This is a genomic window from Archangium violaceum Cb vi76 (assembly GCF_000733295.1).
Lineage (GTDB): Bacteria > Myxococcota > Myxococcia > Myxococcales > Myxococcaceae > Archangium > Archangium violaceum.
This window is the reverse complement of sequence record NZ_JPMI01000305.1, coordinates 12,551-37,632: the sequence shown is the minus strand read 5'-3', so window position 1 is coordinate 37,632 and position 25,082 is coordinate 12,551. Positions and strand designations below refer to the sequence as shown.

The 25,082-nt window shown below is 69.2% G+C and carries 24 protein-coding genes and 2 pseudogenes; 15 read left to right on the top strand and 11 right to left on the bottom strand.

What is annotated here, in order from left to right; translation table 11 throughout:
• Positions 1 to 57: 57 nt before the first annotated feature.
• From sitA5 to Q664_RS42535, 3 genes are read left to right on the top strand one after another with little or no spacing between them, the layout of a single operon-like run.
• Positions 58 to 1,440: a SitA5 family polymorphic toxin gene (gene sitA5, locus Q664_RS42545; protein ID WP_052519369.1), complete on the top strand. Its 1,383-nt coding sequence runs from the start codon at positions 58 to 60 to the stop codon at positions 1,438 to 1,440.
• Between the two features lies 1 nt (position 1,441).
• Positions 1,442 to 2,251 carry a ribonuclease E inhibitor RraB gene (locus Q664_RS42540; RefSeq protein ID WP_043410054.1) on the top strand — a complete coding sequence of 270 codons (810 nt, stop codon included), beginning with the start codon at positions 1,442 to 1,444 and terminating at the stop codon, positions 2,249 to 2,251.
• The gene (locus Q664_RS42535; RefSeq protein ID WP_152622652.1) at positions 2,248 to 2,760 is read left to right on the top strand and encodes an Imm21 family immunity protein; all 513 of its coding nucleotides are present in this window, start codon (positions 2,248 to 2,250) and stop codon (positions 2,758 to 2,760) included. The genes Q664_RS42540 and Q664_RS42535 overlap by 4 nt, the downstream gene beginning before the upstream one ends.
• Positions 2,761 to 2,988: 228 nt before the next feature.
• Here the strand turns inward: Q664_RS42535 and Q664_RS42530 are convergent, their stop codons facing one another.
• Positions 2,989 to 3,180: a hypothetical protein gene (locus tag Q664_RS42530; RefSeq protein WP_043410049.1), complete on the bottom strand. Its 192-nt coding sequence runs from the start codon at positions 3,178 to 3,180 to the stop codon at positions 2,989 to 2,991.
• Between the two features lie 214 nt (positions 3,181 to 3,394).
• On the opposite strand from Q664_RS42530, the gene Q664_RS42525 reads away from it, so the two are divergent.
• Together Q664_RS42525 and Q664_RS42520 are read left to right on the top strand one after the other, a co-directional pair.
• Positions 3,395 to 3,670, top strand: coding sequence for a hypothetical protein (locus tag Q664_RS42525; RefSeq protein WP_043410121.1), 276 nt, complete (start codon positions 3,395 to 3,397; stop codon positions 3,668 to 3,670).
• 68 nt (positions 3,671 to 3,738) lie between these two features.
• Complete coding sequence (locus Q664_RS42520) at positions 3,739 to 4,476, top strand: PHP-associated domain-containing protein (RefSeq protein WP_043410046.1); 738 nt, start codon at positions 3,739 to 3,741, stop codon at positions 4,474 to 4,476.
• 74 nt (positions 4,477 to 4,550) lie between these two features.
• Here Q664_RS42520 and Q664_RS42515 read toward each other — a convergent pair whose 3' ends face one another.
• Entirely contained in the window at positions 4,551 to 5,291 is a 741-nt protein-coding gene (locus tag Q664_RS42515; RefSeq protein WP_043410043.1) for a hypothetical protein, read from the bottom strand.
• Positions 5,292 to 5,304: 13 nt separating this feature from the next.
• On the bottom strand, positions 5,305 to 5,907 hold the full coding sequence (locus tag Q664_RS42510; RefSeq protein WP_043410040.1) for a hypothetical protein: 603 nt from the start codon (positions 5,905 to 5,907) through the stop codon (positions 5,305 to 5,307).
• 246 nt (positions 5,908 to 6,153) lie between these two features.
• Between Q664_RS42510 and Q664_RS62800 the strand changes: the two genes are divergently transcribed.
• Positions 6,154 to 6,372, top strand: a complete 219-nt coding sequence (locus tag Q664_RS62800) for a hypothetical protein (RefSeq protein WP_326938790.1) — start codon at positions 6,154 to 6,156, stop codon at positions 6,370 to 6,372.
• 74 nt (positions 6,373 to 6,446) lie between these two features.
• Here Q664_RS62800 and Q664_RS62795 read toward each other — a convergent pair.
• Positions 6,447 to 6,545 (bottom strand): annotated as a pseudogene (locus tag Q664_RS62795) (FmdB family zinc ribbon protein); the annotation flags it as partial.
• 22 nt (positions 6,546 to 6,567) lie between these two features.
• Positions 6,568 to 7,788 carry a hypothetical protein gene (locus Q664_RS42500; RefSeq protein ID WP_052519367.1) on the bottom strand — a complete coding sequence of 407 codons (1,221 nt, stop codon included), beginning with the start codon at positions 7,786 to 7,788 and terminating at the stop codon, positions 6,568 to 6,570.
• A gap of 219 nt (positions 7,789 to 8,007) precedes the next feature.
• On the opposite strand from Q664_RS42500, the gene Q664_RS42495 reads away from it, so the two are divergent.
• From Q664_RS42495 to Q664_RS53420, 3 genes are all read left to right on the top strand, one after another.
• A complete protein-coding gene (locus Q664_RS42495) occupies positions 8,008 to 8,460 on the top strand; it encodes a Fur family transcriptional regulator (RefSeq protein ID WP_200883848.1) in 453 nt (150 codons plus the stop codon).
• Positions 8,457 to 8,978 (top strand): TlpA disulfide reductase family protein, encoded by a 522-nt coding sequence (locus Q664_RS42490; RefSeq protein ID WP_052519366.1) that lies wholly within the window; start codon positions 8,457 to 8,459, stop codon positions 8,976 to 8,978. The genes Q664_RS42495 and Q664_RS42490 overlap by 4 nt, the downstream gene beginning before the upstream one ends.
• A 200-nt stretch (positions 8,979 to 9,178) precedes the next feature.
• Positions 9,179 to 10,993: a sensor histidine kinase gene (locus tag Q664_RS53420; protein ID WP_052519365.1), complete on the top strand. Its 1,815-nt coding sequence runs from the start codon at positions 9,179 to 9,181 to the stop codon at positions 10,991 to 10,993.
• A gap of 5 nt (positions 10,994 to 10,998) precedes the next feature.
• Here the strand turns inward: Q664_RS53420 and Q664_RS42480 are convergent, their stop codons facing one another.
• A complete protein-coding gene (locus Q664_RS42480) occupies positions 10,999 to 12,825 on the bottom strand; it encodes an AsmA family protein (protein ID WP_043410033.1) in 1,827 nt (608 codons plus the stop codon).
• A 158-nt stretch (positions 12,826 to 12,983) separates the two neighbouring features.
• Between Q664_RS42480 and Q664_RS42475 the strand changes: the two genes are divergently transcribed.
• The 3 genes from Q664_RS42475 (at position 12,984) to Q664_RS42465 (ending at position 16,309) form a co-directional block, all read left to right on the top strand.
• On the top strand, positions 12,984 to 13,259 hold the full coding sequence (locus Q664_RS42475; protein ID WP_043410032.1) for an FtsB family cell division protein: 276 nt from the start codon (positions 12,984 to 12,986) through the stop codon (positions 13,257 to 13,259).
• A 2-nt stretch (positions 13,260 to 13,261) separates the two neighbouring features.
• Positions 13,262 to 15,430, top strand: a complete 2,169-nt coding sequence (locus tag Q664_RS42470; protein WP_043410029.1) for a sensor domain-containing diguanylate cyclase — start codon at positions 13,262 to 13,264, stop codon at positions 15,428 to 15,430.
• A 75-nt stretch (positions 15,431 to 15,505) separates the two neighbouring features.
• Entirely contained in the window at positions 15,506 to 16,309 is an 804-nt protein-coding gene (locus Q664_RS42465; protein WP_043410027.1) for a class I SAM-dependent methyltransferase, read from the top strand.
• A 162-nt stretch (positions 16,310 to 16,471) separates the two neighbouring features.
• Here the strand turns inward: Q664_RS42465 and Q664_RS42460 are convergent, their stop codons facing one another.
• Both Q664_RS42460 and Q664_RS42455 read right to left on the bottom strand, forming a co-directional pair.
• Positions 16,472 to 17,524 (bottom strand): hypothetical protein, encoded by a 1,053-nt coding sequence (locus tag Q664_RS42460; RefSeq protein WP_152622649.1) that lies wholly within the window; start codon positions 17,522 to 17,524, stop codon positions 16,472 to 16,474.
• A gap of 65 nt (positions 17,525 to 17,589) precedes the next feature.
• Positions 17,590 to 19,302, bottom strand: coding sequence for an HAD-IG family 5'-nucleotidase (locus Q664_RS42455; RefSeq protein WP_043410022.1), 1,713 nt, complete (start codon positions 19,300 to 19,302; stop codon positions 17,590 to 17,592).
• Between the two features lie 86 nt (positions 19,303 to 19,388).
• Here Q664_RS42455 and Q664_RS42450 point away from each other — a divergent pair, with 86 nt between their 5' ends.
• The 3 genes and pseudogenes from Q664_RS42450 (at position 19,389) to Q664_RS42440 (ending at position 22,743) form a co-directional block, all read left to right on the top strand.
• Complete coding sequence (locus Q664_RS42450; RefSeq protein ID WP_043410020.1) at positions 19,389 to 19,700, top strand: hypothetical protein; 312 nt, start codon at positions 19,389 to 19,391, stop codon at positions 19,698 to 19,700.
• Positions 19,697 to 22,078 carry a serine/threonine protein kinase gene (locus Q664_RS60335; RefSeq protein WP_043410017.1) on the top strand — a complete coding sequence of 794 codons (2,382 nt, stop codon included), beginning with the start codon at positions 19,697 to 19,699 and terminating at the stop codon, positions 22,076 to 22,078. The genes Q664_RS42450 and Q664_RS60335 overlap by 4 nt, the downstream gene beginning before the upstream one ends.
• Before the next feature lie 4 nt (positions 22,079 to 22,082).
• Positions 22,083 to 22,743, top strand: a pseudogene (locus Q664_RS42440) (response regulator).
• Positions 22,744 to 22,754: 11 nt separating this feature from the next.
• Here the strand turns inward: Q664_RS42440 and Q664_RS42435 are convergent.
• The 3 genes from Q664_RS42435 to Q664_RS42425 all read right to left on the bottom strand — a co-directional run bounded on the left by Q664_RS42435 (position 22,755) and on the right by Q664_RS42425 (position 25,037).
• Entirely contained in the window at positions 22,755 to 23,537 is a 783-nt protein-coding gene (locus tag Q664_RS42435) for a hypothetical protein (RefSeq protein WP_043410014.1), read from the bottom strand.
• 6 nt (positions 23,538 to 23,543) lie between these two features.
• Positions 23,544 to 23,708, bottom strand: coding sequence for a hypothetical protein (locus Q664_RS59605; RefSeq protein WP_160174626.1), 165 nt, complete (start codon positions 23,706 to 23,708; stop codon positions 23,544 to 23,546).
• Positions 23,709 to 23,819: 111 nt separating this feature from the next.
• The gene (locus Q664_RS42425) at positions 23,820 to 25,037 is read right to left on the bottom strand and encodes a cytochrome P450 (RefSeq protein ID WP_235217090.1); all 1,218 of its coding nucleotides are present in this window, start codon (positions 25,035 to 25,037) and stop codon (positions 23,820 to 23,822) included.
• Positions 25,038 to 25,082 lie beyond the last annotated feature (45 nt).

The window sequence follows — 25,082 nt, the reverse complement described above, 5'->3', positions numbered from 1 at the left end:
CTGTACTCCCACGAGGCTCGACTTCCGGCCCCTTCAGCGAACTCAAGAAGGTGCGGCTTGTTCATCCAGTTCTTTGGTCTGCGTCCGTCTGACACGCGGTGGCCTCCCGGCGTCATCATGCTCGCGCTGGCGGGCCTGCTGCTGGTGCTGCTCGTTGGGTGCAGCACGGCCTCACGGGTCGTGCGCCTGGACACGGGTGAGGGCAAGCCCCTCGTCGTCACTCCGCGCGGCGAGCCGCCGGTACAGTTGCGCGAGGGCGAGTTCAAGGCATCCCTGGCCGAGCTGGCGCGGGAGGTGCGGCCTGTGGCCAACCCCCTGCAGCACGCTCGGCGGTTGATGTTCGACTCCCTCTGGCACGAGGAGGTGTACCTGACGTGGACGGGGCGGCGCCTCGAGCTGGACCCCGAGGGAGAAACGGCGCGACGGGCGGCCCAGGAGTGCCTGGCGCTGACGCACGATTACGGTCGTTGGTGTGAGCGCCAGGGGCGCTCCCGAGATTGCCTGTCGCTGCTGAAGCACGGGCCTGTCCTCGATGCGGATGGCCGGTACGTCGTGGCCATGGAACTGGCGCTCGGCGTGGTGTGGAACGAGACGCAGGAGGCCTTCAAGGACATGGCCAGTCCGGAGGCGGTGCGGGCCACCCTCGTGTCCGCCATGGCCATGTACCTGATGCTCTGGTCGATTCCCGAGCCAGCGAGCAAGGGCCTGGCTGCCAGCCTGACGGCCGGACTCATCGCCTACCTGGGCGTGGACACTGTCTGGAGCCTCATCCAGGGCTGGAGGCTGCTGGTGGCGGAGGCGGACCGGGCCACCACCTTCGCCGAGCTGCGCGCGGCGGGCGAGCGGTTCGGCCGGGTGATGGGGAAGAACTCGGCGCGCGTCTTCCTCCTCCTGACAACGGCGGCGATCGGGAACACGGCGGTGCTGGCGGTGAAGGGGCCGGGATTGCCGGGGGCCTCGCGGGCGGCGGTGCTGGCGGAGTCCCAGGCGGGCTTCCAGTGGGCCGCCGTGGGCGAGGTGCGGTCCGTGGCCGTGTCCGCGGAGGGGAGCTTCACCCTCGCCCTGGCGCCGGGGGCGGTGGCCATGTCGGCCCAGGGTCCGGGCGGTGGGGGCACTTCTTCCGGAACGACGTCCGTTTACATTTCCAAGAATGAAGTCACTGGAGATGTCCAATATGCAGGCATCACCGATGACATCGCCAGGCGCGGCGCTGAGCAGCTCAGGCAAAAGGGCATCCGCATTGAAGAATTCATGAAGAATCTATCGAGAGAGGATGCACGAGCTGTTGAGCAGGCGTTGATTGAAATTCATGGCCTCGGCAAGAACGGAGGGACGCTGATGAACCGCATCAACAGCATCGCCCGTTCCAATCCGAAATACGCCGAGGCGCTCCGTCGAGGATTGGAGCTTCTCGAATCCATCGGCTACACAGGGAAGTGACATGGCGAAGCGCCGCAAACGGGCCCGCATTGGAGATGTCCTGGAGGTCAGCACACCCAGGGGGCTGGCCTATATCCATCACACCTACTTCACCTATAGGCCCTACTTCGAGGTCATCCGCGTGCTGCCGGGCTTCTTCGACACGCGCCCTGTGGACTTCACGGACCTGGTCAACCATCCGAAGGCGTTCTTCGCCTTCTATCCGGTGCGACCGGCTGTTTCCCAAGGACTCGTCGAAATCGTTGCCCACCATCCGGTGTCTCCCGACCAGGCGTTCCCGGCCGTATACCGGTGGGCCGGAGCAAGGAGCCGGGAGGGCAGGGTCCTGGCCTGGCGCATCTGCGAGGGGACGAAGGAGACGCTGGTGCGGGAACTCAGCGAGGAGCAGCGCTACCTGCCCATCTTCTCCATCTTTCTTCATGACTCCCTGGTGTCCGCCTTGGAGAAGGAATGGCGGCCCGAGCACGACATTGGCATCCCCCCAGCACGGCAAGCACCGGCCCCCACGCCGGAGTCACCGAAGCCCGTGGATGATTCGGCGCCGCAGCGCGTCCGGCACTTCCTGTACTTCCCGACGGCCAAGGCCAGCAAGGTGGTGGCGGACCAGCTCTCCGTGCAGGGCTTCACGGTAGAGCGCCGCAAGAGCGCCGAGGGGAAGAACTGGCTCGTGCTGGCCGGGCACACGGTGGGCCCGGATACACCGGACCTGGACTCCGTGCGTGAGACCCTGGAGCGCCTCGCGCAAGAGCATTCAGGGGAGTACGACGGTCACGAAGTCGAGGTGGCTCCCCGCACGGAGTCGTCTCCGTGAAAGTGAAGGGGGAGTTCATGCAGTGGATTGCTTCTGCCGGAGGTCCGCTGGTGCTCATCCCCAAGAGCTTGCAACCGCGATGGCAGGGGACGTGCGGAGTGTCCTCCGACTATGAGATGGCCTGTGGTGTCGAGGGCTACGCGGGGGTCATCGAAAAGGCGGGATGCCAGATTCTCGTGCTTGGCGACGAACCGCTCCAGACCACGGTCTCCCGTTTGAACAGAAGGCCTTGTCTGGTGCGATGGGTCTACGCACCCTCAATTAGCGTCGCGGAATCCTCTGTTGCGGCCATGCTGCCCCTGCACCTGCGAGGTCCCCTGGCGTCCGTCGCCATCCATATCGACAGTTCTCCGCTGGTTCTCATGGATGCCGGAGCTCCTGGCGAGCACCCCGGTGACACTCTTGAACTGGAGCTGGAGCCTGGCTCCTATCGTGTCCACGTGTACGAGTTCGCTCCTGCTCGAGACATGAAGTTCCTCGTGCATGCGTTCGAGCCGCACGCCGCATGAGCTGGCTCGTCATGACTCCCAGCCCGGCTTGACGGAGAGGATGCTCGGGAAGCGCCCGGGCGGCGGGGGAGGGGGCTGATACCCGGAGAGCGGGTCGCCACCAGCTCCTGGAGCCAGCCTCGGTTCGCGATGAGGGGTAAAGCAAGGACGCCCCTGGCGAGCTGCTTGCTCAGGGGTAGGTCTGGGGACTTCTCCCGGTCATGGGGCCCGGGACGGCTACAGCGGCGACTACGGCTGCGACTTGTGCTTGTAGAACAGCACCAGCGTGTAGCAGTGGAACTCGTTGTCGCTCGACTGGGCCACCACCCGGTCCACGATCTCCAGATCCGAGTTGCTCTTGATCCAGCGGGTGACGTTCTCACCCAGTTCCTCTCGCTCCTTCGCCTTCGTCGCGGAGAACACCTTCACGCCCGTGAACATCGCCTTCCACTCCTTGCGCTGTGTTTTGTACTGGTACTGAGTGTGAGGAAGGTTATCTCGCGCTATTCGCAGGTGTCAAAAAACCTTACCTGTAGGGGCCTCATGTAGGCAGGGGCTTCCCGCCGGGGGCCCCATGCCTAGATTCCCTGGGTCGCTGGATCTGAAAGCCCGGGGGACGGGCCCTCGGCAAGGGGTTGGGCGAAGGGGGATGGCCGTGGACGTCAAGACGAAGAAGGACCTGGCGGTGGACTTCATCAATGAGATCCGGACCATGGATCCCGCCGCGCTCAACGCGCTGATCGTCAAGGAGGCAGGCGAGGACCTCGCCCAGTTCTTCCTCAACTACAGCGCCAACCTCATCTCCAAGGACCCCTCCCGGGTGCTGGAGAACACCTCCTCCCTCATGCTGATGGGCTACCTCATCCGCACCCACGAGGAGAAGAACGGCCAGTCCAAGCCCACCGGGCTCCAGGGCTACGCCTTCGCCTGATTTTCCGGCGGGGCCGGGTGCGCCGAGACTCGACAGCTCCCACGGGAGCCTGCTAGGGACCGGCGCCCATGCTCATCGATCTGCACGCGCATTCCTACCTTTCCAAGGGTTGCGACCTGGATCCGCGCGCGGTCCTGGATCGTGCCGCGCTGTTCGGTCTGGACGGCGTGGCCTTCACCGAGACCAACACCCAGGACGGTTGTGACGAGCTCTTCGAGATCGGCGCCAAATCCAAGGTGAAGGTCTTCGTCGGCCTCGAGCTCGTCACCGACCGGGGCCAGTACCTCTGCTTCTTCCCGAAGCCCGAGCGCGCCCCCGAGCCGGTGCAGATGTGGGGCAGCAACCGCGAGAAGCCCTGGAGCGCCGCCGAGTGCCTTCCCAAGGTGCGCTCGCTCGGCGCCGCCATCGTGGCCGCCCGGCCCTTTGACCGGGACTCGCCCAACCCCGCCATGGACTACGTCCGCTCGCTCGGCGGCGTGCTGTGCGCCGTGGAGGGCTACAACGCCCGCGTGAAGCAGACGGCCAATGACCTCGCCGTGGAGGCCGCCGAGGTCCTCAAGCTGCCGTGCACCGGTGGCAGTGACGCCCGGAGCTCCCTGGACGAGGTGGGCTATGGCGCCACCTTCTTCAAGAAGCCCGTGCAGACGCAGGAGCAGCTCGTGGCCGCGCTGCTGGCCGGGGACTTCTACCCCGTCATGGCCGGCGAGCTGCCCCGGCTCACCCGCCCGGGCGAGGCCCAGGCCTCCCGCGGCGGTGGCAAGCGCCGGGGTGGCGGGGGCGGCGGTGGCGGGCGGCGTCGTCGCTAGCGGCCGACCCTCACCCCAACCCTCTCCCAGGGGGAGAGGGGATTGCTCGCGGGCAGCGAGTTCTCCGTGCGCGGTTATTTCGTCGCGGCGGGGGTACCCTCGTCCACCCGGGTGACCAGTCCGTCGGTGATGAACACCTTGCGCTTCTCCCCCGGGTAGATCCACTCCTGGTGCACCTGCGTCCCGTCCAGCGTGCGGCGGATGCGCTCCGGCGGCCCCCAGGACATCTGCACCGCCCCCTCCGGCATGTACTCGAGCACCTTCTTCTGCCGGATGGCCTCCTGGAAGCGCTGCTGGAACTTCGCCACCTTCGGCGCCGGATCATGCTCCGCCAGGTGCCGATCCAGCTCGGCCCGCACGTCCTGCGGCGTCTTGAGCTGCGGCGGCAGCACCAGGATGACCGGCGGCCCCGCCGGCACGCCCTCGATGTCCAGGTACACCCAGGGCTGCGTGCGCGGCGAGTACAGCACCCGCTCCGCCATCACCCACGCCGTGGGGAACTCCACCTTCAGCACCCGCACCTTCGTGCCCGCGGGCGCCATCGCCTGGATCGCGCCCGGGTTGATGGGGTTGCCCTTCGTGTCGTTGAGCAGCCGCACCTCCTCGGGAGGGTAGGGCGTCAACAGCCGCTTCGACGCGTCCCCGAAGAAGGGCGTGACGTAGCTGGAGGCCTGCAGGTAGCGCACCGCGGCCGGGCCCGTGGTCAGATCATACTGGAGCTTCGTCCGATCCTCCGCGCTGAGCAGCGTCTGGCTGGCGCAACCCGTGGCCAGCACCGCGGGGACGAGGACGAGCAGGGCGAGCAGTTGTTTCATGAATCGGTCTCCGTCAGAAGTTGAAGGCGAAGGCCCGGGTGGTGATCGCCGGGGTGTCGCGTCCGCCGGACACGTCCGCCACCTGCACCGCCCGCTGGCGGGTGAGCTCGACGATCCGCGGCCCGCCCGCCTTGGCCAGCGCGTCGATGCCCTGGATGAGGTGCGAGACGAGCAGCGCGGCGCCGCCCAGGCCCCAGAACCAGCCACCCACGGCGAACCGGAGCACGGAGCTGACCACGATGATGGCCACGTCCACCACGAGGAACAGGAGGAAGCCATCCGTGTCCCTCGCCAGCAGGTGGCCCGTGCCGAAGCCGATGAACAGCCCCAGCACCAGCGCGAGCACCTGCCGCACCTCGCCACTCACGGCGCCTCCGCCCCGGCCTCCGGACTCCTGGCGCAGCGGCTCGCGCAGACGGCCGTAGTGCAGGGCGTCCGTGAATCCCTCCGGGGTGAGGTTGGGGTGGAAGGGGGCCGCCAGTTGCCCCTCGTCCAGGAGCCGCGCGTGGCGGTCCTCCATGGCGTGGGAGAAGGACACCGTCGGATCGGCGGCGAAAGCCGACTCCAAAGAGGGGGACGTGGCCAACAACGACGCGAGCAGCAGGGAAGCGAGCATTTGACGCACCTCGGCGTGGATACGCGGGAGGGCGCCTTCCTTAGCTCAGCGGGGGCTCGGCGTCAGCGATGCGTTGTCGCGGGCGCGCCGTTGCTCTCCGCAGCCCTTCAGGGGCGGACAGACGGGGCCCCGGCCATCGGGGTCCGGCACCAGCAGGAAACGGCCCAGACCACGGGCGTCGGTCAGCTCTGGATGGCCACAGAGCACGCAACGGCGGGGGGGACGCTTGGAGGGAGGAAATGGCACGTGGCCACTCTCCCTCCGGTCCGCCACCCACGCGACTTTTCAGCCGCTCAGCTCTTGCTGCCGGCCGCCGCCGCCGGGGCGCTCGGGGTGCTGCTGGCGCTGGAGGAGCTCGACCCCGAGTCCGACGAGCCGCTGGAGCTGCTCGAGGACGCGCTGGAAGCGCTGGAGCTGCTCGAGGACGCGCTGGAGCCGCTCCCGTCCTTCTTGGTGGAGCTGTAGAGGTCCGAATACCAGCCCCCTCCCTTGAGGACGAAGCTGGAGCGGCTGACGACCTTGCTCAGCGAGCCCTGGGCTCCACAGGCGGAGCAGGTCTCGGGAGTCGGGTCGCTCACCTTCTGCAGGACATCGATCGTCTTCTCACAGGTCTTACAGGCGTACTCGTAGATGGGCATGGCTTGACCTCTTCACTAAGACTCAGGGCGTGGAATGAGGAGAGTGCTCCGAGCCCCGCTTGCGCAGGCCCTCGGCCACTCCCAGGCGCTCGAGCGCACGGAGCACGAGCTCGGACGGGGCGCCGTGCTTGCGGGCCACCACGTCCGCGAGCTCGGAGAGCGTCTTGACCCCCGGCAGCTCGTCGCGCACCAGCACGTCGAGCTCCCGGCGGAGCATGTCCGTGAAACGCTTCTTGATTCCCAGATCCACCAGGTACTTCTCCCGCCCCAGCAGATCCAACTTCTGGGTCAGGTTGCGCGCGGTGAGGGCCTCGCGGCGGAAGCGCTCGCGCAGCTCCTCGACCTCCCGGGAGATGCCGGCCTTGGCCTCGAGCTGACGCAGCTCGGAGGGACTCAGGCCCAGCGCCCAGCCGACCCGGCCGGACGCACCGCGGTGCTCGGTGAAGGCACTGAGGATGGCCGTGTGCTCGCGCTTCTCCATGGCCTCCATCAACCCGTGAGCCCTCAGCACTCCTTCCAGCTCCCCCAGCGTCAGGTCCCCCCGGCCGCCGTTGTACTGCTGGGCCAGGGACTGGAGCAGGGCGAACCGGTGCTCGTGCGAGCCCACCGCCGCCTCCAGCACGTCCTTTCCGGACGAGCGCGTCAGCTCCTGGTAGCTCGTCTTGGGAGCATCCAGGCGGGTGAAGCGGCCGCGGGGCTTGGGCAGGTCGCGCTTGAGGAAGGTCGACGTCTCCTCCCACTCCTCGGACTCGGGCGGGGCCGCCTCGGGGGCGGTGCGCTTGCGAGGGGCGATCCGCGCCTGGACCGTCTCGCCCCGGGACTTCGGGGCCTGCTCCGGCTTCGCGGGCACGGGGGCTGGTACGCCGGCTCGCGGGGCGGGCGTGGCGAAGGTGGGGACCTCGGGGGCGGGGGGAGGGGCGGGTGGCCGCTTCTCCTCGTGCACCCGGGCCAGCTCCTGCACCACGTCGTAGAAACCGCACCCCTGCCGCGCCGCGGCGAGCGCCGGGGCCGTGCCCTTGAGCACGTCCACCACCGCGAAGGGTCCGAGGGGCGTGGCCGCCGGCTCGGTGTCGGTCAAGGTACGTACCCGGAAATCGTCGGCCTCGGACAGCAGGGCGAGCGCTTCGCGGACCTCGGTGGGGGTTGCGGGAGCCTTGGCTCGCCTGCAGTAGTCGGAGACCGCTACTGCCACCGGGGTGGGCACGTCATCGGGTTGCCGCTGTCTCTGCCAGTGACTGTTCATGAAAGTTGCGGAAAAATGCTCGTTTACGAGGCCGGGTGCCTCTATCTTCGCTGGCGGACGGGTGTCAATGAATCCGACGGGCCCCAATCTAAACAGCCAGAGGATGATGCAAGTCGGTGTCTCACCCGGGTGGGGCACCAGGGGCCCGGTACGTTCGGCCGGTGGACATTCGAAGGGACGAGGGGCCATCCGGATGGCTCGGGAGGCAGGCGGGCCGTGATGAATCAGGACATGGACGAGGTGCTTCAGCGGTACATGGCGCAGCACGGGCTGAAGAGCACGCGCCAGCGTAGCCTCATCATCGACACCTTCTTCTCCGTGGGCGGGCACCTGTCCGTGGAGGAGTTGTGGAACCGGGTGCGTGAGCAGGACACCCGCGTGTCCGTGGCCACGGTGTACCGGACGATGAAGCTGCTCAACGAGTGCGGCCTGGCCCATGCGCGCAACTTCGGTGACGGGCAGACGCGCTACGAGGCGGCGGCCGGCCGGCACCACCATGATCACCTCATCTGCACCCACTGCGGCACCATCGTCGAGTTCGAGGATGAGCGCATCGAGCAGATGCAGGAGGCGGTGGCGCGCAAGCACGGCTTCACCGTGACGTCGCACAAGATGGAGCTGTACGGGCTGTGCCGGAACTGCCAGCGGCAGGGCGTGAAGAGCGAGGCATGAGGCGCGCGGCCCTGGCGGTGGGGTGCGCCCTGGTGCTGGCGCTGGCCGGATGCCGCACGGTGCCCGAGGAGCCCGCGTGGGGCTCGGGGGTCTCCCCGTACCTGCGGGCGCTCGCACTGCCCTCGGTGGGACCCACGCCCCTGGAGTGGAACCGGCTGCCCGGGCGCGTGGTGATGGTGTCCTTCTTCGCCACCTGGTGCTTCCCGTGTCTGGCGGAGCTGCCCACGCTGGAGGCCCTCCAGAAGGAGCATGGCCCCCAGGGCTTCCAGGTGGTGCTGGTGGGGCTGGATATCGACGGCGTCAAGGTGCTGGAGCCCTTCGCCGAGCATTACGCGCTCAACTTCCCCGTGCTGGTGTCCGACGCGCCCATGCAGAACGGACGCAGCGCCTTCGGGCTCATCCCCTCGCTGCCCGCCACCTTCCTGCTGGACAAGGAGGGCCAGGTGGCCGGTGCGTGGCAGGGCATGGCTGGTCACTCGGACGTGTCCCGGGCGGTGGAAAAACTCCTGCGGCGCTGAAGCGCGGACGCGGCCTTCTGTTTCCTGGTCGGACTGCCACCGCTCCGTGACTTGCACCCGGGTCCGGGGGATGTGCATGCCTCCGGACACGGGAGGCGCAACGCGGTGACGGAAGCAACGGACAGCCGGATGGCTCGTGTGCGCCCGTCCCCGGTGGCGCAGGGGCCCGGGTGTGTCCTCCCGAGGCGCGGGGGGGCTGGATGAGCGCGCCCTCCTTCACCCGGGGGCTGTTCGTGGCCCTGGGACTGGCGATCCTGCTCGCGTTGGGCGTGGGGGTGGCCTCGGTGCTGACGTTGCGCTCGGTCACCCGCGAGCAGGGGGTGACCCTGGTGCGGGAAGCCACCACCCTGGAGGCCGTGCAGTTCCTGCTGGTGCTGAGCGAGCGGCGCGCCCGCCATGCCCGCTCCTGGTTGCTCTCCCCGGAGCCGCGCCTCCGCCATGAGCTGGAGGTGACCCGCCAGGAGTGGGAGACGCGGCTGCGGGAGCTCGAGGAGTCCTTCTCGGGGAAGGAGGAGCAGGCGCTGCTGGCCCGCATCCGTGAGCGGCAACACGCCATCCAGGCCGTCATGGATCGCCTCCTGGCCCGGAGCGAGCAGGAGGTCCGCGAAGAGGATTGGAGGGTCCGGTACGAGGCGGAGCTGCGCCCCCTGCGGATGGGCCTGGATCAGGAGCTCTCCCGGTTGGTGGAGCTCCAGCAGGAGTCGCTCCAGGAGGCCGTGCGCCAGCAGGAGTGGACCCGGCTGCGCGCCATCACCCGGCTGGGAATGGCCATGCTCGGCGCGGTGCTGACCGCCGGGCTCTGTGGGGTCCTGCTGGTGCGCAGCCTGCGCCAGCACCGGAAGGCCGAGGCGCGGGTGCTGCGCAGCGAGGCCCGCTTCCGCGCCACCTTCAACCAGGCGGCGGTGGGGCTCGCCCAGGTGGCCATGGACGGGCGCTGGGTGCTGCTCAACCCGCGTTTCTGCGACATCCTCGGCTACGGCGAGCGGGAGCTGCTCGGACGGCGCTTCGCGGACCTCACCCATCCCGAGGATCTCGCGCGGGACGAGGCGCACGTGCGCCGGCTGCTCGCCGGGGAGCTCTCCTCCTTCACGTACGAGAAGCGCTACCTGCGCCAGGGCGGCGAGGTGGTGTGGGTGAACTTCTCCGCGTCGCTGGTGCACGATGACGCGGGCAGGCCCCTGTACATCCTCACGGCCATCGAGGACATCACCCGGAGGAAGACGCTGGAGGAGGAGCGGGTGCTCCTGCTGGCCGAGGCGCGGGAGGCGCTGCGGCTGCGCGAGGAGTTCCTCTCGGTGGCCAGCCACGAGCTGCGCACGCCGCTCACGCCGTTGAACCTGAACCTGCAGGTGGTGCTGCGCGAGGCGCGGGCGCACCCGGAGCAGTCCTTCGCCCGCCGCGTGGCGCAGCGGCTGGAGGCGGGGCACCAGCAGGTGCAGCGGATGACGCGGCTCATCGAGGAGCTGCTGGACGCCAGCCGGTGGGGCTCGGACAGGCTGGTGCTGAGCCTGGAGGACGTGGACCTGTCGGCGCTGGTGCGCGAGGTGGCCCGGCGCTTCGAGCCGGTGGCCCGGCGCACGGGGAGCAACCTGGAGGTGGATGCGCCCGAGCCGGTGGTGGGCTGGTGGGATGCGGGCCGGTTGGCGCAGGTGGTGGCGAGCCTGCTGTCCAACGCCCTCAAGTTCGGCGCGGGGCGGCCCGTGCTCCTGCGGGTGGAGGCGAAGGGGGGCCTGGCGAGGCTCACGGTACGGGACCATGGCATCGGCATCGCGCCGGAGTTGCTGCCGCACGTCTTCGAGCGTTTCTCGCGAGGCGTGTCGGATCGGCACTACGGCGGCATGGGCCTGGGGCTGTTCCTCACCCGGTACGTGGCGCGCTCGATGGGCGGAGAGGTGGTGGCCGAGAGCACCCCGGGTCAGGGCGCCACCTTCACCGTCCACCTCCCCCAGCGCCCCGCGGAGAGCGGCCGGGGAGAGGGGATCTCGCTGGGCGAGGCGTCCGTGCGGCCCGTTTGAGGCGCTCAGTCCACCCGCTCCCCCAGCTTCTGCTCGTACCACGTGGTGGGGTGGAGGAGCTGGAGATGGACGCCCTCGGACGTCACCTCCACCCCCAGCGGGAGGCTCCTGACCTTCACCAGCATCACGGCCTGGGTGGACGCGCCGGAGAGCTCCACCTTCCCGCGCAGCTCGAGCCCCTCGCCCTGGGCGTGGAGCTTCTCCAGCTTCACGCCGCCACTTCCCAGCGACACCGTCCCGGAGAGCTCCAGGTTCTTCGCCTCCAGCAGGGGAGACAACACGTGGGGCAGTCCCGTCTTGTCGGTGAGCAGGGCGACGAAGGGGGCCGCGTTGGTGAAGCTTCCGGCGAAGCGCCCCGAGAGGACCGCGGGGGACAGCGCGAGGGTGGCCTCGGGGAAGGACAGGGTGCCCTCCCAGCCGTGTACCTGGGGCTTGTCACCCTTCTGGACGGTGGCGTCGCGCAGCAGCAGCCGGCTCCCGGCGAACGTCACCGTGTCGCGATGCAGCGCCAGTTTCCGCGCGTCCACGTCCAGCACGAGCCGCGCGCCCAGCAGCGTGTTGCCCCAACGGGCCCGGACGTCGTCCGTGCTCAACTCCAGCGACGCCTTCCCCCGGCCCTTCGCCGCATCCGCGTGGCTCACCGCCACCAGCTTCGCCTGGCCCGATTCCACCTGGATGGCCGGCGCCAGCCAGTCGTTGAGCACCCGGAGCTCCAACGGATTGCTCGCCGCCACGTGCAGCGCCGCGTGGACGTCACGCGGGGGCTCACCCAGGCGCGGGGCTGGCGCGCTCAGCGACACCGTCGCCTCCGACGTCTCCAGCAGTTGTCCGCGCTTCCCCTCCAGCTTCACGGGGCTCAGCACCAGCCGGAGCCCGGCTCGTGACGCCCCGTCCTCGTTCGCGCGCACTTCCCCATGGAGCCGCCAGGGGGCTCGTACGCGCACGAGGCCCAGGGGCATGACGATGGGACTCCCCGAGCCCTCCAGCCGGCTGTCCGGGGCGAATCGGCCCTCCTTCAACCGGACATCCGCTTCCAGGCGTCCCGCGCCTCCCCCCAGCTCGGCCTCGGCGAGCTGCGGTACCCACCGCTGGAACGTGGTGAGCGAGGGCAGGGTGGTGCTCACCCGCAACCGTCCTCCCAGGCCGCTGGCCACGTCGAGCCTCCCCTCGGCGTCACGCCTCGCGTCGATGTCGAAGTCCGCCGTGCCCTTCTCGACGTGGGCGACCCCGTTCCCCTCGTGGGTCAGCTCGCCCTCGCCGAGCCGCACCCGGGCCCCGTTCACGGTGAGCCGATGTCCGGGTACCAGCGCCAGTTCCCCGGTGGCGTCCGTGACGCCCGTGAGCCGGAGGGCGCCCACCGACAGCTCGCGCACCCCGTGCACCCGTATGCCCTTCAGTTGCAGCTCCCAGGGCGGAGGTTCCCCCGGGCCTTCCGGTCCCCGTGCTCCCGGATCGCCGGGGTGGAGCCGGAAGCTCAGGCCCTCGACGTTCACCTGCTCGGCCTGCACCTTCAATCCGAGCAGGGCGAACGGGGACAGATCCAGCTCGGCCGACTCCATCGCGAGCTCCCAGTAGCCGCCGCCCGCCTCCTCGTTCCGGATCCTCAGCGCCCGGACCTGGATGGAGTCGGGCCATACGCTCCAGGCCCGGTCCCACTCCACGTTCAGGCTCTGCGCGGAGCGGTTGATCAGCGCCTCCAGCAGCCCGGTCGCGAGCACGCCGTTGAGGAGCACCTCCAGCACGAGGAACACCCCGAGCCCCCAGAGGAGTGGACGGCGCCACCGGCTCGGGTTCCGGGAGGCGGGTGGTGGGGTGGGGGAAAGGGTGGGCATCCGGCTCCTTGCGAGGGGACCGCATGTTGGCAGGAGGCGTGCCATGGGACGCTGTCCACGAGGGGCGACTGTCCTCCGTGAGAAAGAGGGACGGCTCGCTACAGGCCTGGAGCGGATTTCTTGCCGGAGAGGTCGCCGCTGGTACCTTCCGCCCACTCATGACGGTGCGGCGAAAGCTCCTCGGTATAGCGGCGTGTGTGGCCGCGGTCCTCACGCTGGTTTCAGCGGTGGACGCGAAGGGCTTCCGCCGCTACCTGCGTCTGCGCCAGGACGTCGAGGCCATCCAGGAGCGCAACCGCGTCCTGTCCGAGCAGAACGCCACCCTTCTTCGCGAGATCAACGCGCTGCGCAATGATCCCGCCGCCCTCGAGCGCGCCGCGCGCGAGGAGCTCGGCTACGTCAAGCCGGGCGAGCTCGTCTTCCACCTGGAGTAACCGTGTCCGCTCTTTCGGCCATCCCTCCAGTCTCCAAGCTCTTCCACTCCCTGATCCGGGCCATCCCCTGCGCCGCCGTGCTGGCCGCCTTCACGCACCTGGCGCGCGGCGGCTTCCGCGGCCTGCACACGCTCGGCTGGACCGAGGCTTCCCTCGTCCTCTTCCTGCTCGCCGGGCTGGGGGTGATGGGCTGGCGGCGCTTCACCCGCGGCGCCGTGGGCGCTCCGCTCTACCTCCGGGATGATCTGGAGCTGGGCGCGGTGCTCATCGCCTCGGCCTTCATCGTCGTGGCCATCGCCGGGGGCGCCATCTTCCCCCTGGTCTACCTGGTCATGGCCTTCCTCGTGGCCTTCCTGCCGCGCAACGCGGGCCTCACGCTGCTCGGCGTGGCGCTCGCCTTCGATGCGGTCATCGTCCTCCAGGGCCCCGAGCGCAGCGTCACCTCCTTTCTCACCCACGCGCTCTTCCTCGCGCTCTTCGCCGGCCTGTACCAACTGGTCCTCTCCGCCCGCATCGCCGCCGCCCGCCGCGCGGAGAACGCCGCCGTGGAGAAGCGGATCAAGGAGGTCGAGGAGCGCGCCCGGACCTTCCGGCTCGTCAGCTCCGGCTCCCACGACAACCCGCCCGACGTGAAGGACGAGGAGAAGTGGCTGCTCGCCTCGGTGAAGGAGATCGAGGGCGCGGTGGGCGCCGCCCTGGAGATCGCCGAGACGGCCCTGCACACCCACACCTGCGCGGCCTTCCTCCTCGCGTCCGACGACAAGGGCCTGAAGCTGTACGACTGCCGCAGCGCCTCGGATCGCGTACAGCGCGAGCGCTTCAACGCCGGCGAGGGCATGCTCGGTGGCGTGCTCAAGCGCCGCGCCCCGGTGCGCATGCACTCGGCCCACGGGCTCAAGGGCATCACCTGGTACGACGGCAGCGCGCCCACCCTCGGTGCCGTGCTGGCCGTGCCCATCATCGAGGCGGCCAGTGGGCTGGTGCGCGGCGTGCTGGTGGCGGATCGGGTGACGCACAACCCGTTCTCGGACGACGACGAGAAGCTGCTGACGACGATCGCCGCCGAGGTGCTGCGCTCCATCGAGGTGGAGCGGGTGATGTCGTACATCCGCAAGACGCGCGACGAGAAGGACCGGTTCTTCCGGGCCATCGAGGAACTCAACCGCGCCGGCAGCCCGGATCAGGTGTTCCTGGCGGTGCTCGAGAGCGCACGGCAGTTGGCCGGGCTGGACTTCTGCGCCGTCACCATCGTGAACGAGCAGGAGGGCAAGCGGCTCCACAAGGTGGCGCGGATGCTCGGCGTCACGGCGCAGGGGAGCAAGGCGCTCGAGGGCCGCTCCTTCGCGGACAACAACGGGCTGGTGGCCAACGTGGTGCGCTATGGCGCGCCGCTGCCCGGCCGCGACATCAAGGCCATGGACCGCCAGGTCATCTTCGACGAGGAGACCCAGCTCCGGGGCCTCGCCGCGCTGAAGATCTTCCCGCTCACGGCGGGTGATCGGATCCTCGGGACGCTGGTGGCGGGCTCGCGCCGCAAGGCCGCGCTGGATCATGACGTGCTGCGGATGCTGGAGGTCATCGCCATCCAGGCGGCCCAGGCCGTGCTGCGCGCCCAGCTCTACGAGGCCATGGAGCGCATGGCCACCACGGACGGCATGACGGGCCTGTACAACAACCGCACCTTCCAGGCGAAGGCGGACGAGATGCTCGCGCACTCGCGGCGGTACGGGCGCAAGTGCTCGCTGATGCTCACGGACGTGGACCACTTCAAGAGCGTGAACGACACCTACGGCCACCTGACGGGAGACCAGGTGCTCAAGGGCGTGGCGCGCATCCTCCGCGAGCAGGCGCGGGACACGGACATCGTCGCGCGGTACGGCGGCGAGGAGTTCGCCATCCTGATGCCGGAGACGGACGCCAAGGGCGCGAAGATCATCGCCGAGCGCATCCGCGAGGCCATCAAGGCCGAGGTCTTCCAGACGGAGATGGGCCCGCTGAAGGTGACGCTGTCGCTGGGCATCGCGACGGCGCCGGATCACGGCACGGACAAGCTGGTGCTGGTGGAGCAGGCGGATCAGTGCCTGTACTACGCGAAGCGGCACGGCCGGAACCAGTCGGTGACGGTGGCCGAGGCGCAGGGTGGCCGGAAGCTCCAGGCCGTCGAGGGCTGAGAAGAACCCCTCTCCCGCCGGGAGAGGGACAGGGTGAGGGTGCCACGGGCCCCGGGTTGGCAAGGAGCGTCTGGAGTGAAGGAGCAGACCCGTGTCCCCCTCGCCGTGACCACGAGCGGCAAACCCGAGGAGTCCGTGGTGAAGCGGGCCCGCGAGGCCGCGCGCACGTGGAACCTGCCGTTCGTCCCGAGGCGCATGAAGCAGCCCATCGGTCCGCTGCTGAAGTCCGTGGCGGACGCCTTCATCGTCTTCGAGCGCGAGGGCGTCTCGCTGTGGGATCGCGAGGGCTCCTTCAGCTTCAACCCGGGCATGGCGCACCTGCGCCGGCTGCGGATCCTCTCGGGGCAGGAGGGCGGAGATGACGCCCTCGTCCGCGTGGCCGAGCTGCGCGCGGGAGATCACTTCCTCGATTGCACGCTGGGGCTCGGGCAGGACGCGCTGGTGGCCGCGCTGGTGGCGGGGCCGGAGGGCAGGGTGGTGGGGCTGGAGAAGAGCTTCGCGCTCTACGCCGTCATCTCCGAGGGTCTCGCCGCCTACGACTACGGCCCCCAGTCATGCCACGTGGAGCCGGTGCATGCGGACTCGCACACGTACTTGCGCTCGATGCCCTCGGGCTCGTTCGACGTCGTGTTCTTCGATCCGATGTTCGAGAAGCCCAAGAAGTCCCAGCCGGCCTTCGAGATGCTCCGCCGCTTCGCCGAGCACGCTCCACTCTCGCCCGAGACGCTGGCGGAGGCCCGGCGCGTGGCCCGGCGGTGGGTGGTGGTGAAGGGCTCGAAGTACTCGGACGATCTCAAGAAGCTGGGACTCGAGGCCGAGCCCGGCTCCCGTTACACCTCCGTCATCTGGGGGCGCATTCCGGGCGCCTCGTACGGGTAGGTCCCCGAGCCCCCCGAAAAACCTTGCCCCGGGACACGGAGAAGTCGTCTCCGAGCCCGGGGCAGGAGCCCTCCAGGGAGAGGGGGAAAACCCTGGCGGCGCACCCATGGATAATCCGAGGCAAATCCGGGCGCATCCCCTTGTGCGCCCGGAGCCTCGCTCTCAAAGCTGGAGAAAGATGCCCTCCCCACTCCAGGGCAGCGGATCGTATTCCTGGAGGAAGTCGGCCTTCCGCCGGGCGCAGGGAGGGGGAGGCTCCGGAACCTTCCGCGCGGAGATGCCCGCCGCGGCGGCCAGTCGAGACAGGGCCTCGCCCGCGAGGGGTTTCCCCGTGCAGGGATTCCATTCACATTCCTCGAGGCGCGAGTTCATGAGCTCGCACCAGAACGCCTCGGTGGGAGGGCCCTTGCCGTAGAAGGGATCCGAGCCCGGAGGGACGAGGGTGAGGCCCTGCGAAGAGCCCGGACGTGGCCCCACGGCGCGGATCGCGTCCTGGACACACGTGGTGAGGGCCTCGTGCTCCCGGGCACAGGCCAGCGCCACCGGACGCGGAATCTCCCCGGCCCCGGTCCGCGCGAGCAGCGCCGCCGTGGCCGTCCTCACCTGGGGCTTCGCACTCGCGAGCAGGGGCGCCACCGTCTCCCGGAGCTCATCGGGAGGGAGTTTCAGCCTCGCCAGGCTTCGCACGAGCCAGGGCCCCCGGTCCGTCTCGCCCGTCACCTCGCGTGCCACCGCACGGGCCACCACCCGCGCGTACTCCGGCGTGAGGCGAGACCCGCGCTCCCAGGAGGTGATCAGCTCCCCGAGCGCCCACTCGGGGTTGCCCCGGAAGCGGAACCGGCGGAGCTGCTCGGGTGACAGGGCCTGCTCGGCGAGCCCGGGAGACAGATGCGTCTCCTCGTCGACGAGCAGGTTCCAGGCATCCTCCGGGCAGCGGCGGGCGATCCACCCGAAATGCTCCTCCAGCCGGCTCCCCTTGCTCTTGAAGCCGAACATATCGTCGCGCAGCACGTTCCCCCGCCAGTGGACCTTGTCGCAGCCCACCTGGGCCACCCGCTGCTCGAACTCCGCGGGCGGCTGGTGGGCGAGCGCGAACCACCGCTCGGCCTCCTGCTCCGAAGAGGCCGCGTGGGCCACGAGGCTCGTGAGCAGGAACCCGAGCAGGGGTCCACGCCAGGCACGGCGGCGGAGACGGGGCGAACGGCCGGTGGACACGGGGTTCAACCTGGGATGATCGATACCCTCACCCCGTCCCTCTCCCGGGGGGAGAGGGGTGGTTATCAGGGATCGCCCTTCGGCGGTCCCTCGCTGCCCACCGGCGATAGCTTCGCCGTCCATGCGCCCGCGTGCTCGTGCGGCATCAGCTCCCGCGGCGAGCGGTAGTACTGCATCGGCGAGTCGTGCAGGAAGTTCGACACCCGGCTCGTGTACAGACACGCGTAACGCTCCACCTGCTCGCCGAACCGGCTGTTCTCGTGCCCCTCCTTGAACAGCAGGCCCCAGTACGGGTTGAAGCCTTCCTCCACCTCGCACTCCAGCGTGTCCGCGATCTCCGTCGCCTCCCGCAGCGCCCAGCGCAGCTTGTCCAGCTCCGCCTTCACCCTCCGCCGCTCCTCCTCCACCCGCGCCGTCTCCTCCGGCCCCACGTCCCCGCGCTCCAGCTTCCGGTCCAGCATGTTCAACTGGCCCTTGTGGTGCGCCACCTCGTCGTCCAGCCGCTCCCGCGCCAGCTCCACGTTGGACAGCCGCAGGATCCGCTCCCGCTGGCCGTCCGTGTAGGTGATCTCGTCCTCGATCTCCTGCACCACCATGCACGTGCGCCACAGCGAGGACTTCTTCGACTTCAGGATGTCCCCGAAGATGTGATCGCCCACGTACAGCACGCACTCGCCCGCGTGGCCCGTCTGCTGCTCGAACTGCACCAGGTTGCCGCCCTGGTACACCTTGCCGCGCTCCACGCTCGTGGCCTCGCCCACCACCCGCGCCTCCTCGCCGGGCCCCGCCGTCTCCAGCTCCAGGAACGGCCGCTGCTCGGTGAAGAACGCCGGCTTGGCCGCCAACGTCACGATGTAGTCGAAGTAGTTGCGCCAGCTCGGGTACTCCGCCAACTGCCCGTCCAGCAGGTAGCGCATCACCGCGTCCGTGTAGTCCCACGCCGAGTTCGTCAGCAGGAACAGCCGCTTGCCTCCCGAGCGCAGCTTGTGCAGCGCCGGGCCCAGCTCCGGATCCTGGAAGATGTAGCGCTCCAGCTCCTTGCGCACCTCGCGCTTGAGCGAGTTGTCCCGGTGCACCGTGTCGATGGCGTCCCGGATGTCGTCGTACAGCTTGCCGTAGTCCACCCGCTGGCCCATCGACTCCAGCAGCTCGATGATGCCCGCGAAGAGCCACGCCTCCGGCAGGGCGAAGAGCGTGTCGATCCACGCGAACCGCGGATCCTTCAGCTTCACCCGCTGGTTGCGGTACAGCTTCTTCCACACCTCGCGATCCAACGGCCGCAGCCCGTGCCAGGCCCGCCCCACGTAGCCGAAACGGTCCATCTTCAGCAGGTTGCCGTTCGCCTTGTCGACCGCCAGCCCGCGCATCACGAAGTGGTGGTCGTACTGCAACTGGCCGATGGCCGTGGGGTAGCCCCGCTCGCTGACCAGCTTCGCCAGCGTCATGTCATAGGCGAGCTGCTCCAGCCGGCGCATGTGGTAGATGGCCAGCGTGTAGTCCATGTCGAAGCCGATGAGATCGACTCCGGCCATGCGCAGGTTGCGGTTGACGAAGATGTCGCGCGCGCGAGGCACCTGGCGCAGGGGCGCCCGGGGGGCACTCAGCAGGCGGGCGAGCTCGGGGTCCGCGAAGAGCTGCTCGGCACGGCGCTCGGCCTGCTCGGCCTGGGCGCGGTTGAGCGAGGAGCGGAAGCTGCCGTGAAGGGGATCCGCGGTCGTCGGGCTCCCCGGAATGGGTCCGGTCGGTGAGAGTTTCTGTGCCACTGGACAGCAAGACATAACACGCGCCCCTCACGCGCCACCATTCATACGGGTTGTCCACCTTGCGGGGTTACGAGCGGGCATGGCACGCTCGCGGGTCCGCAATGAGATCGCCCGCCCGACGTTCCCCCCCGTCCGACGCCGAGCTCCACGCGCGGCTCGCCGCCCGCATCGAGGCCCTGGAGGACCGTGTCCGCCAGCTCGAGGTCCGGGTGCGCGGCGGCGCCGTGGCGCGGCGCGTCCGTGTCCCGGTGGGCCCGGTGCGTCAAAAGACGGCCGCTCCCCGTACGAGCAATCGGCCCCAGCCGCGCTGCCCGGGCTGTACACTGGAGCTGCCCCCCGGGCGCAAGGGCGAGGCGTGCGTCTGGTGCGGGTTCCAGTTCGACGCCGTCCGGTCCCGGAAGAGGAAGGGATGAGCACCGCCTACCGGTTGACCGGCCGCATCGAGGCTGGAGATCTCGCCGAGCTGTACGAGGCCGTCCAGGAGCCCGGTGGGCCCCGGGTCGTCATCAAGCTCTTCCTCCCGAAGACGTCCGACCCGCGCTACGCCACCGTGCTCGCCGGCGTCTACAGCGTCCTCAATCCACTCAACCCCGAGGGCATCGTCCCCGTCCTCGACATGGGCTTCGTCAAGCAGCGGCTCGCCGTGGTGCGCGAGGCCGTTGACGGCCACTCCCTGGGCATCGCGCTCTACCGGCTCAACACCAAGGAGGTCCTCCTCCCGCCGGCCACCGCGCTGTGGCTCATCATCCAGTTGCTCGAGTCCGTGGAGCGCGCCCACGCGGCCGGTGTCATCCACGGCTCCATCACCCCGGGCAACGTGCTGCTCTCGCGCGGCGGACTGCCCTCGGTGTGCGACTTCGGGGCGCTCCAGGCGCTCCTGTCCGTGCCCGAGCTCAAGCGCGCCTTCGCCGGCCGGGGCCGCAGCGCCTACCGCGCCCCCGAGGTGGGCAGGGGCGATCCCCCGGACGTGTTCTCGGACATCTACTCCATCGGCGCCATCGCCTACGAGCTGCTCACCCTGCGCGAGGCCGTCATCCCCGATGGAGGCGTCAGCACCCGCCGCGCCGGCCTGCCTCCGCCCAGCCGCCTGGATCGCCGCCTCCACGCGCGGTTGGATCCGATCATCCTGCGCGCGCTGGAGGCCACGCCCTCGCGGCGCTACCGTTCCTGCGCCGAGTTCGCCGCCTCGCTGCGCAACTTCCTGTCCACCCACGGTGGCCTGCCCGGCGCCGAGGACGCGCGCCGCTTCGTGTCCGAGCTCTTCCCCAACGAGATGGCCGCGGGGCCCGCGCTCGGCCCGGTGCCGTTCTCCGAGCGCTTCACGCTCACGCCCATCTCCGGTGTGTCGCTGGCCGAGGTGGGCGCGGACGCGCTGGAGAAGTCCGTGGTGGTGCGGCCCTCGTTCAGCCCGGCGCTCAGCGAGGCCGACACCATGGAGGCCCCGCCCGCCTTCGAGGAGTACCAGCCCGAGCCCACCGTGGCGCCCGGGCCCATGCTGGACAGGGCGATGATGGACTCCACCCAGGTGCTCGGGGCCGAGGCCGCGAAGGAGGTGCTCGAGTCCACCTACGTCGGGCCGAGGGAGGAGGCCGCCGAGGTCACCCACTTCGGCAAGGACGGCACCCAGGTCCGTGCCCGGCTGAAGGAGGGCACCCAGGTCACCCGGGTCGACCCCCCCAAGGAACGGGTCGAGCCCAAGGACGCCCCCGAGTCCGGCCGCTCGCAACCTCCGGGAGACGATGAGCAGACGTGGGTGGCTCCTCCCGGGGCCGCTCCGCCCAAGCCGCGCCGCTCCCCCGTGCTGCCGGGAGGCGCCGCGCCCCGCGAGGTCACGCGCATTGGCAAGAATCCCCGCCTGCGCATGGTGGAGGACTACTCCCGCCCCGAGCCCGAGCCCGAGCCCCACAAGCCTCCGGTGGATCCGGACGATCTGATCGACACCGCGAAGATCGAGCCGACGGGGGTACGCCTCCGTCCTCCGCTCTCCGAGGGCACACAGGCGCGGGCGCGTATGCCTCAGCCGCCCTCCGAGGGCACGCAGGCGCGGGCGCGTATGCCTCAGCCGCCCTCCGAGGGCACGCAGGCGCGGGCGCGCATTCCCCAGCCGCCCTCCGAGGGCACGCAGACGCGGGCGCGCATTCCTCCGTCGTTGGTGCGGGGCCAGGTGTCCGAGCAGCCGTCGGCGGCCGAGCCGGATCGCTCGTACATCCCCATGCCGCCGCCCACGTCGCCCGAGGTGAAGGCGGCGGTGGCCCAGCGCCGCCTGTTCACCGAGGAGCGCAACCTCCTGGCGGATCGGCGGCACCGGCGGAAGATGTTGGCCGTGGCCGGTGGCATCGCGCTGGTGGGGGTGGTGTGCTTCGCCTTCGCGGTGTGGCGGTTCTCGCAACGGCCCCAGCTCGATACGGATCCCAAGGTGTCCGCGGTCAGTGGCGCCGTGGAGCAGTACCTCCAGATGCCCGATTCGCCGCCTCCCGAGCCCGGGCGGTCGAAGCCCACCGCACCGCCGGATCCCGTGGTGGACGCTTCCTCCGACGGGGCCCAGGAGACGCCCAGGAGCGGCCTCGCGTACCTGTCCATCAGCGCCAACCAGTTGTCGCGCGTCTACATCGACGGCGTGCGGGTGAAGCGCAACCTGCCGCTGGTGCGCTATCCGGTGAAGCCGGGCAACCGGGAGATCATCATCGAGACGATCGGTACTCCGCGTCAGCGCGAGCTGTTCGAGGTGCGCCTGGAGCGCGGCGAGCACAAGAAGCTGGAGCAGATCTTCAAGACTTCACCCTATCGCTGAGGCCATGGACCGGACCCGCGTCTTCGTCGTCGAGGATCAGCCGAACCTGCTGCGCAACCTCCTCAAGGTGTTGGGGAGCTTTCCCGAGCTGGAGGTGGTGGGCAGCGCGCAGGATGGAGAGCAGGCGGTGGAGGAGGTGGTGCGGGTGATGCCGCAACTGGTGCTGTTGGACCTGGAGCTACCGGGGTTCAACGGCATCGAGGTGACGCGGCGGGTGAAGCGCCGCGCGGCCGGGGTGGAGGTGCTCATCCTCACGTCCTTCGAGGACGAGCAGAAGGTGTACGAGGCCATTCAAGCGGGGGCCTCGGGCGTACCTGGTGAAGCGGGTGGGGCCGGAGAAGATCCGCTCGGGCATCCGCGAGGTGATGGAGGGGGGCACGGTGCTTGAGCCCCTCATCGCGCGGCGCTTCTGGAACTACTTCCAGTCGATCCAGGCGAAGCCGCCCGAGGCGGAGAAGCAGAACCCGTGGGGCCTGACGCCGGCCGAGTTCGACGTGCTGCGCTACGTGGCCAAGGGCCTGTCCAACGCCGAGGTGGGGCGGGTGATGACGCTGGAGCGGCGCACGGTGCGCACGCACCTCTCGCACATCTACCGGAAGATGGGCGTCAACTCGCACGTGGAGGCCGTGGTGCTGGCCCTGCGCGCGGGGCTCGTGGATCTCTGAGCCGTGGATGTTCAGGCCTTCGTTGAGGCCATCTCGTCGAGCACCGGTCGGCGGGTGGGCTTCTGCCGCCGCTCGTGGTCGTAGAAGCACTCGGAACCGAGCAGGGCGATCAACTCCCGTTCCTGGGCATCGGCCTCCGGAGAGCTGGCCTGGGAGGGGAGTTCGTAGGGTTGGAGGAGGACGAGGTCATCCCCCAGGCGTTGTGCACGACCGGGCGGGAGGGAGTCCAGGCGCTCGCCGAAGAGGCGCACGAAGGGCGGGCCCAGGAAGTTGCGCCAGAAGAGACCGGGCAGACCCTCGCTGTAGTCCCGGATGGTGAATTCCTGATAGCTGGAGTGTTCCTCTTGCACCTCGTACTGGGTCTTCCGGTCCCAGTCGTCTTCCGTCGCGGCCGTGGCGAGCGGGGAGCGCACGAGCCGCATCAAGGTCGCGACCTGCTCGATGTGGCGCTGGCGCCAGGCGGGCTGGGCGGTGTCCGCGAGCGAGGTCGTCCAGGAGAAGTAGCTCACGTAGGGCAGGTCGTTCGGTCCCGATGGAAAGAAGCAGACGTAATCGCGGTCCGTCCTGGCTCCCACGAACAGGTGTCGTCCCTTCTTCTTCTCGTAGTAGGCGAGGAGTGGGGCCAGATCGAGCGTGCCTGTGACAATCGGGTACTCCATGTCGGCATGACCGAAGCGTCTGGGTTCGAACCAGCGGAACTCGGAAAGGATGAGATGAAGCACCTCTCGCAAGAGGTCACTCTCGAGTGGGCCCGGTGGCAGGTTGATGTACGTGGTGAATGGCCGTGAGCGCATGGCTGTTCAGGGGGAACTCTTGATCAAGCCCTTGCCTTGCCGACGAAGCTCATCCAAGGCTTTTCGCAGCGGGCCGGAAAGCTTCGTTGCGCCCTCGGGATGCTTCGCTGAGCGGATCCACAGCTCCAGGTGCCCACCGTACTGCTCCACGTACTCGATCATGGCCTTCAAGTTGCCGGTGAGGGACATCTCCTGGCGGGCCTTGCACTCGACCAGTCGATAGGGCTGGCCCCAGAACAGCCGCCAGACAGAGGAGGAGCGCCCTGGTCATCGGTGAGTTCCTCACCAGCGCAGGGGCAGGGAGTCGAAGCCGCGGAAGGTCAGGCTGTGGCACTTGAGCTTCGGCGGCCGCGTCTCGTCCAGGCGCAGAGCGGGGAAGCGCTCCAGCAGCAGGGTGATGCCGATCTCCAGCTCGCGGCGGGACAGGCCGGCCCCCATGCAGTGGTGCGCCCCGAAGCCGAACGAGGCGTGCTTCTGCTTCGTGCTGTCCCGGGTGATGTCGAAGCGGTCCGGCTCCGGGAACGCGGAGGGATCCCGGTTGGCCGAGGCCATCACCAGGAAGATGAGCTGGCCCTTGCGGATCCGCTTTCCGTGCCACTCGAAGTCCTCGGCGGCCACCCGGGTGATGGAGGGCACCGCCGTGGTGTAGCGCAGCATCTCCTCCACTGCCGACTTCATCAGCCCCATGTCCGCCCGCAGCTTCTGGAGCTCGCCGGGGTGGGTGAGCAGATCATGGACGCCGTTGCAGAGCTGATCCGTGGTGGTGGTGTGCCCGGCGAACATGATGAGGCAGATGTTGGCCACCAGCTCCTCCGGCGTCATCCGGCCCTCGGCCTCCGCCTGGAGCATCAGGCTGAGCGAGTCCGTCCCGGGGTTGCGGCGGCGATCCTCGATGATGGGCAGCAGGAACTGCTTCATCTCCACCATGGCCTGGTTGGCGCGGGTGGCCAGCTCCACCGGGTTGGCGCCCACGGCGGGGGCGCTGAAATCGGCCAGGTACTCGGACCAGCGCTTGAAGCGGGCACGATCCGCGATCGGGATGTTGAGCAGCTCGGCCAGGGCCAGCGCGGGCATCGGGAAGGCGATGTCCTTGAGCAGATCCATGTGACCCTGGGGAATCACCTCGTCCAGCAGCTCGCGCATGATGCGGTGGACGGTGGGGCGCATGTCGTCCAGCTTCTGGTTGGAGAAGCCCGTGAGCGTCTGCCGGCGCAGCCGCACGTGCTCCGGGCCATCCTTCATGAACATCTGGTGCTGGATGGTCCCCAGGAACTCCCGGGCGACGTTCGGGTCCACCCCCTGGAGCTGGTACTCGAAGAGCTGCCCTCGGGCGGCGCTCAGGCGCGGGTCCCGGAAACCCTCCATCACGTCGTCATGGCGGGTGATGAACCACGACTGCATCGGCTCCACGAAATGGACCGGGTCGTGCTCCCGCAGCTCCGCGTAGAGCGGGTAGGGATTGCGCAGGTTGTCGGGGCTGAACAGATTGCGATCGGTCACGGAGCCAGTCATGGCGCGGCACAGTAGTGGCCACCCCCGTGACTG

Bases quoted from the DNA above. Each gene is read 5' to 3' on its own strand.
- Q664_RS42540 (WP_043410054.1), top strand. From the start codon at position 1,442: ATGGCGAAGCGCCGCAAACGGGCCCGCATTGGAGATGTCCTGGAGGTC.
- Q664_RS42530 (WP_043410049.1), bottom strand. From the start codon at position 3,180: ATGTTCACGGGCGTGAAGGTGTTCTCCGCGACGAAGGCGAAGGAGCGA.
- Q664_RS42520 (WP_043410046.1), top strand. From the start codon at position 3,739: ATGCTCATCGATCTGCACGCGCATTCCTACCTTTCCAAGGGTTGCGAC.
- Q664_RS42515 (WP_043410043.1), bottom strand. From the start codon at position 5,291: ATGAAACAACTGCTCGCCCTGCTCGTCCTCGTCCCCGCGGTGCTGGCC.
- Q664_RS42510 (WP_043410040.1), bottom strand. From the start codon at position 5,907: ATGCTCGCTTCCCTGCTGCTCGCGTCGTTGTTGGCCACGTCCCCCTCT.
- Q664_RS42500 (WP_052519367.1), bottom strand. From the start codon at position 7,788: ATGAACAGTCACTGGCAGAGACAGCGGCAACCCGATGACGTGCCCACC.
- Q664_RS42495 (WP_200883848.1), top strand. From the start codon at position 8,008: ATGAATCAGGACATGGACGAGGTGCTTCAGCGGTACATGGCGCAGCAC.
- Q664_RS42490 (WP_052519366.1), top strand. From the start codon at position 8,457: ATGAGGCGCGCGGCCCTGGCGGTGGGGTGCGCCCTGGTGCTGGCGCTG.
- Q664_RS53420 (WP_052519365.1), top strand. From the start codon at position 9,179: ATGAGCGCGCCCTCCTTCACCCGGGGGCTGTTCGTGGCCCTGGGACTG.
- Q664_RS42480 (WP_043410033.1), bottom strand. From the start codon at position 12,825: ATGCCCACCCTTTCCCCCACCCCACCACCCGCCTCCCGGAACCCGAGC.
- Q664_RS42475 (WP_043410032.1), top strand. From the start codon at position 12,984: ATGACGGTGCGGCGAAAGCTCCTCGGTATAGCGGCGTGTGTGGCCGCG.
- Q664_RS42455 (WP_043410022.1), bottom strand. From the start codon at position 19,302: ATGTCTTGCTGTCCAGTGGCACAGAAACTCTCACCGACCGGACCCATT.
- Q664_RS42450 (WP_043410020.1), top strand. From the start codon at position 19,389: ATGAGATCGCCCGCCCGACGTTCCCCCCCGTCCGACGCCGAGCTCCAC.
- Q664_RS60335 (WP_043410017.1), top strand. From the start codon at position 19,697: ATGAGCACCGCCTACCGGTTGACCGGCCGCATCGAGGCTGGAGATCTC.
- Q664_RS42435 (WP_043410014.1), bottom strand. From the start codon at position 23,537: ATGCGCTCACGGCCATTCACCACGTACATCAACCTGCCACCGGGCCCA.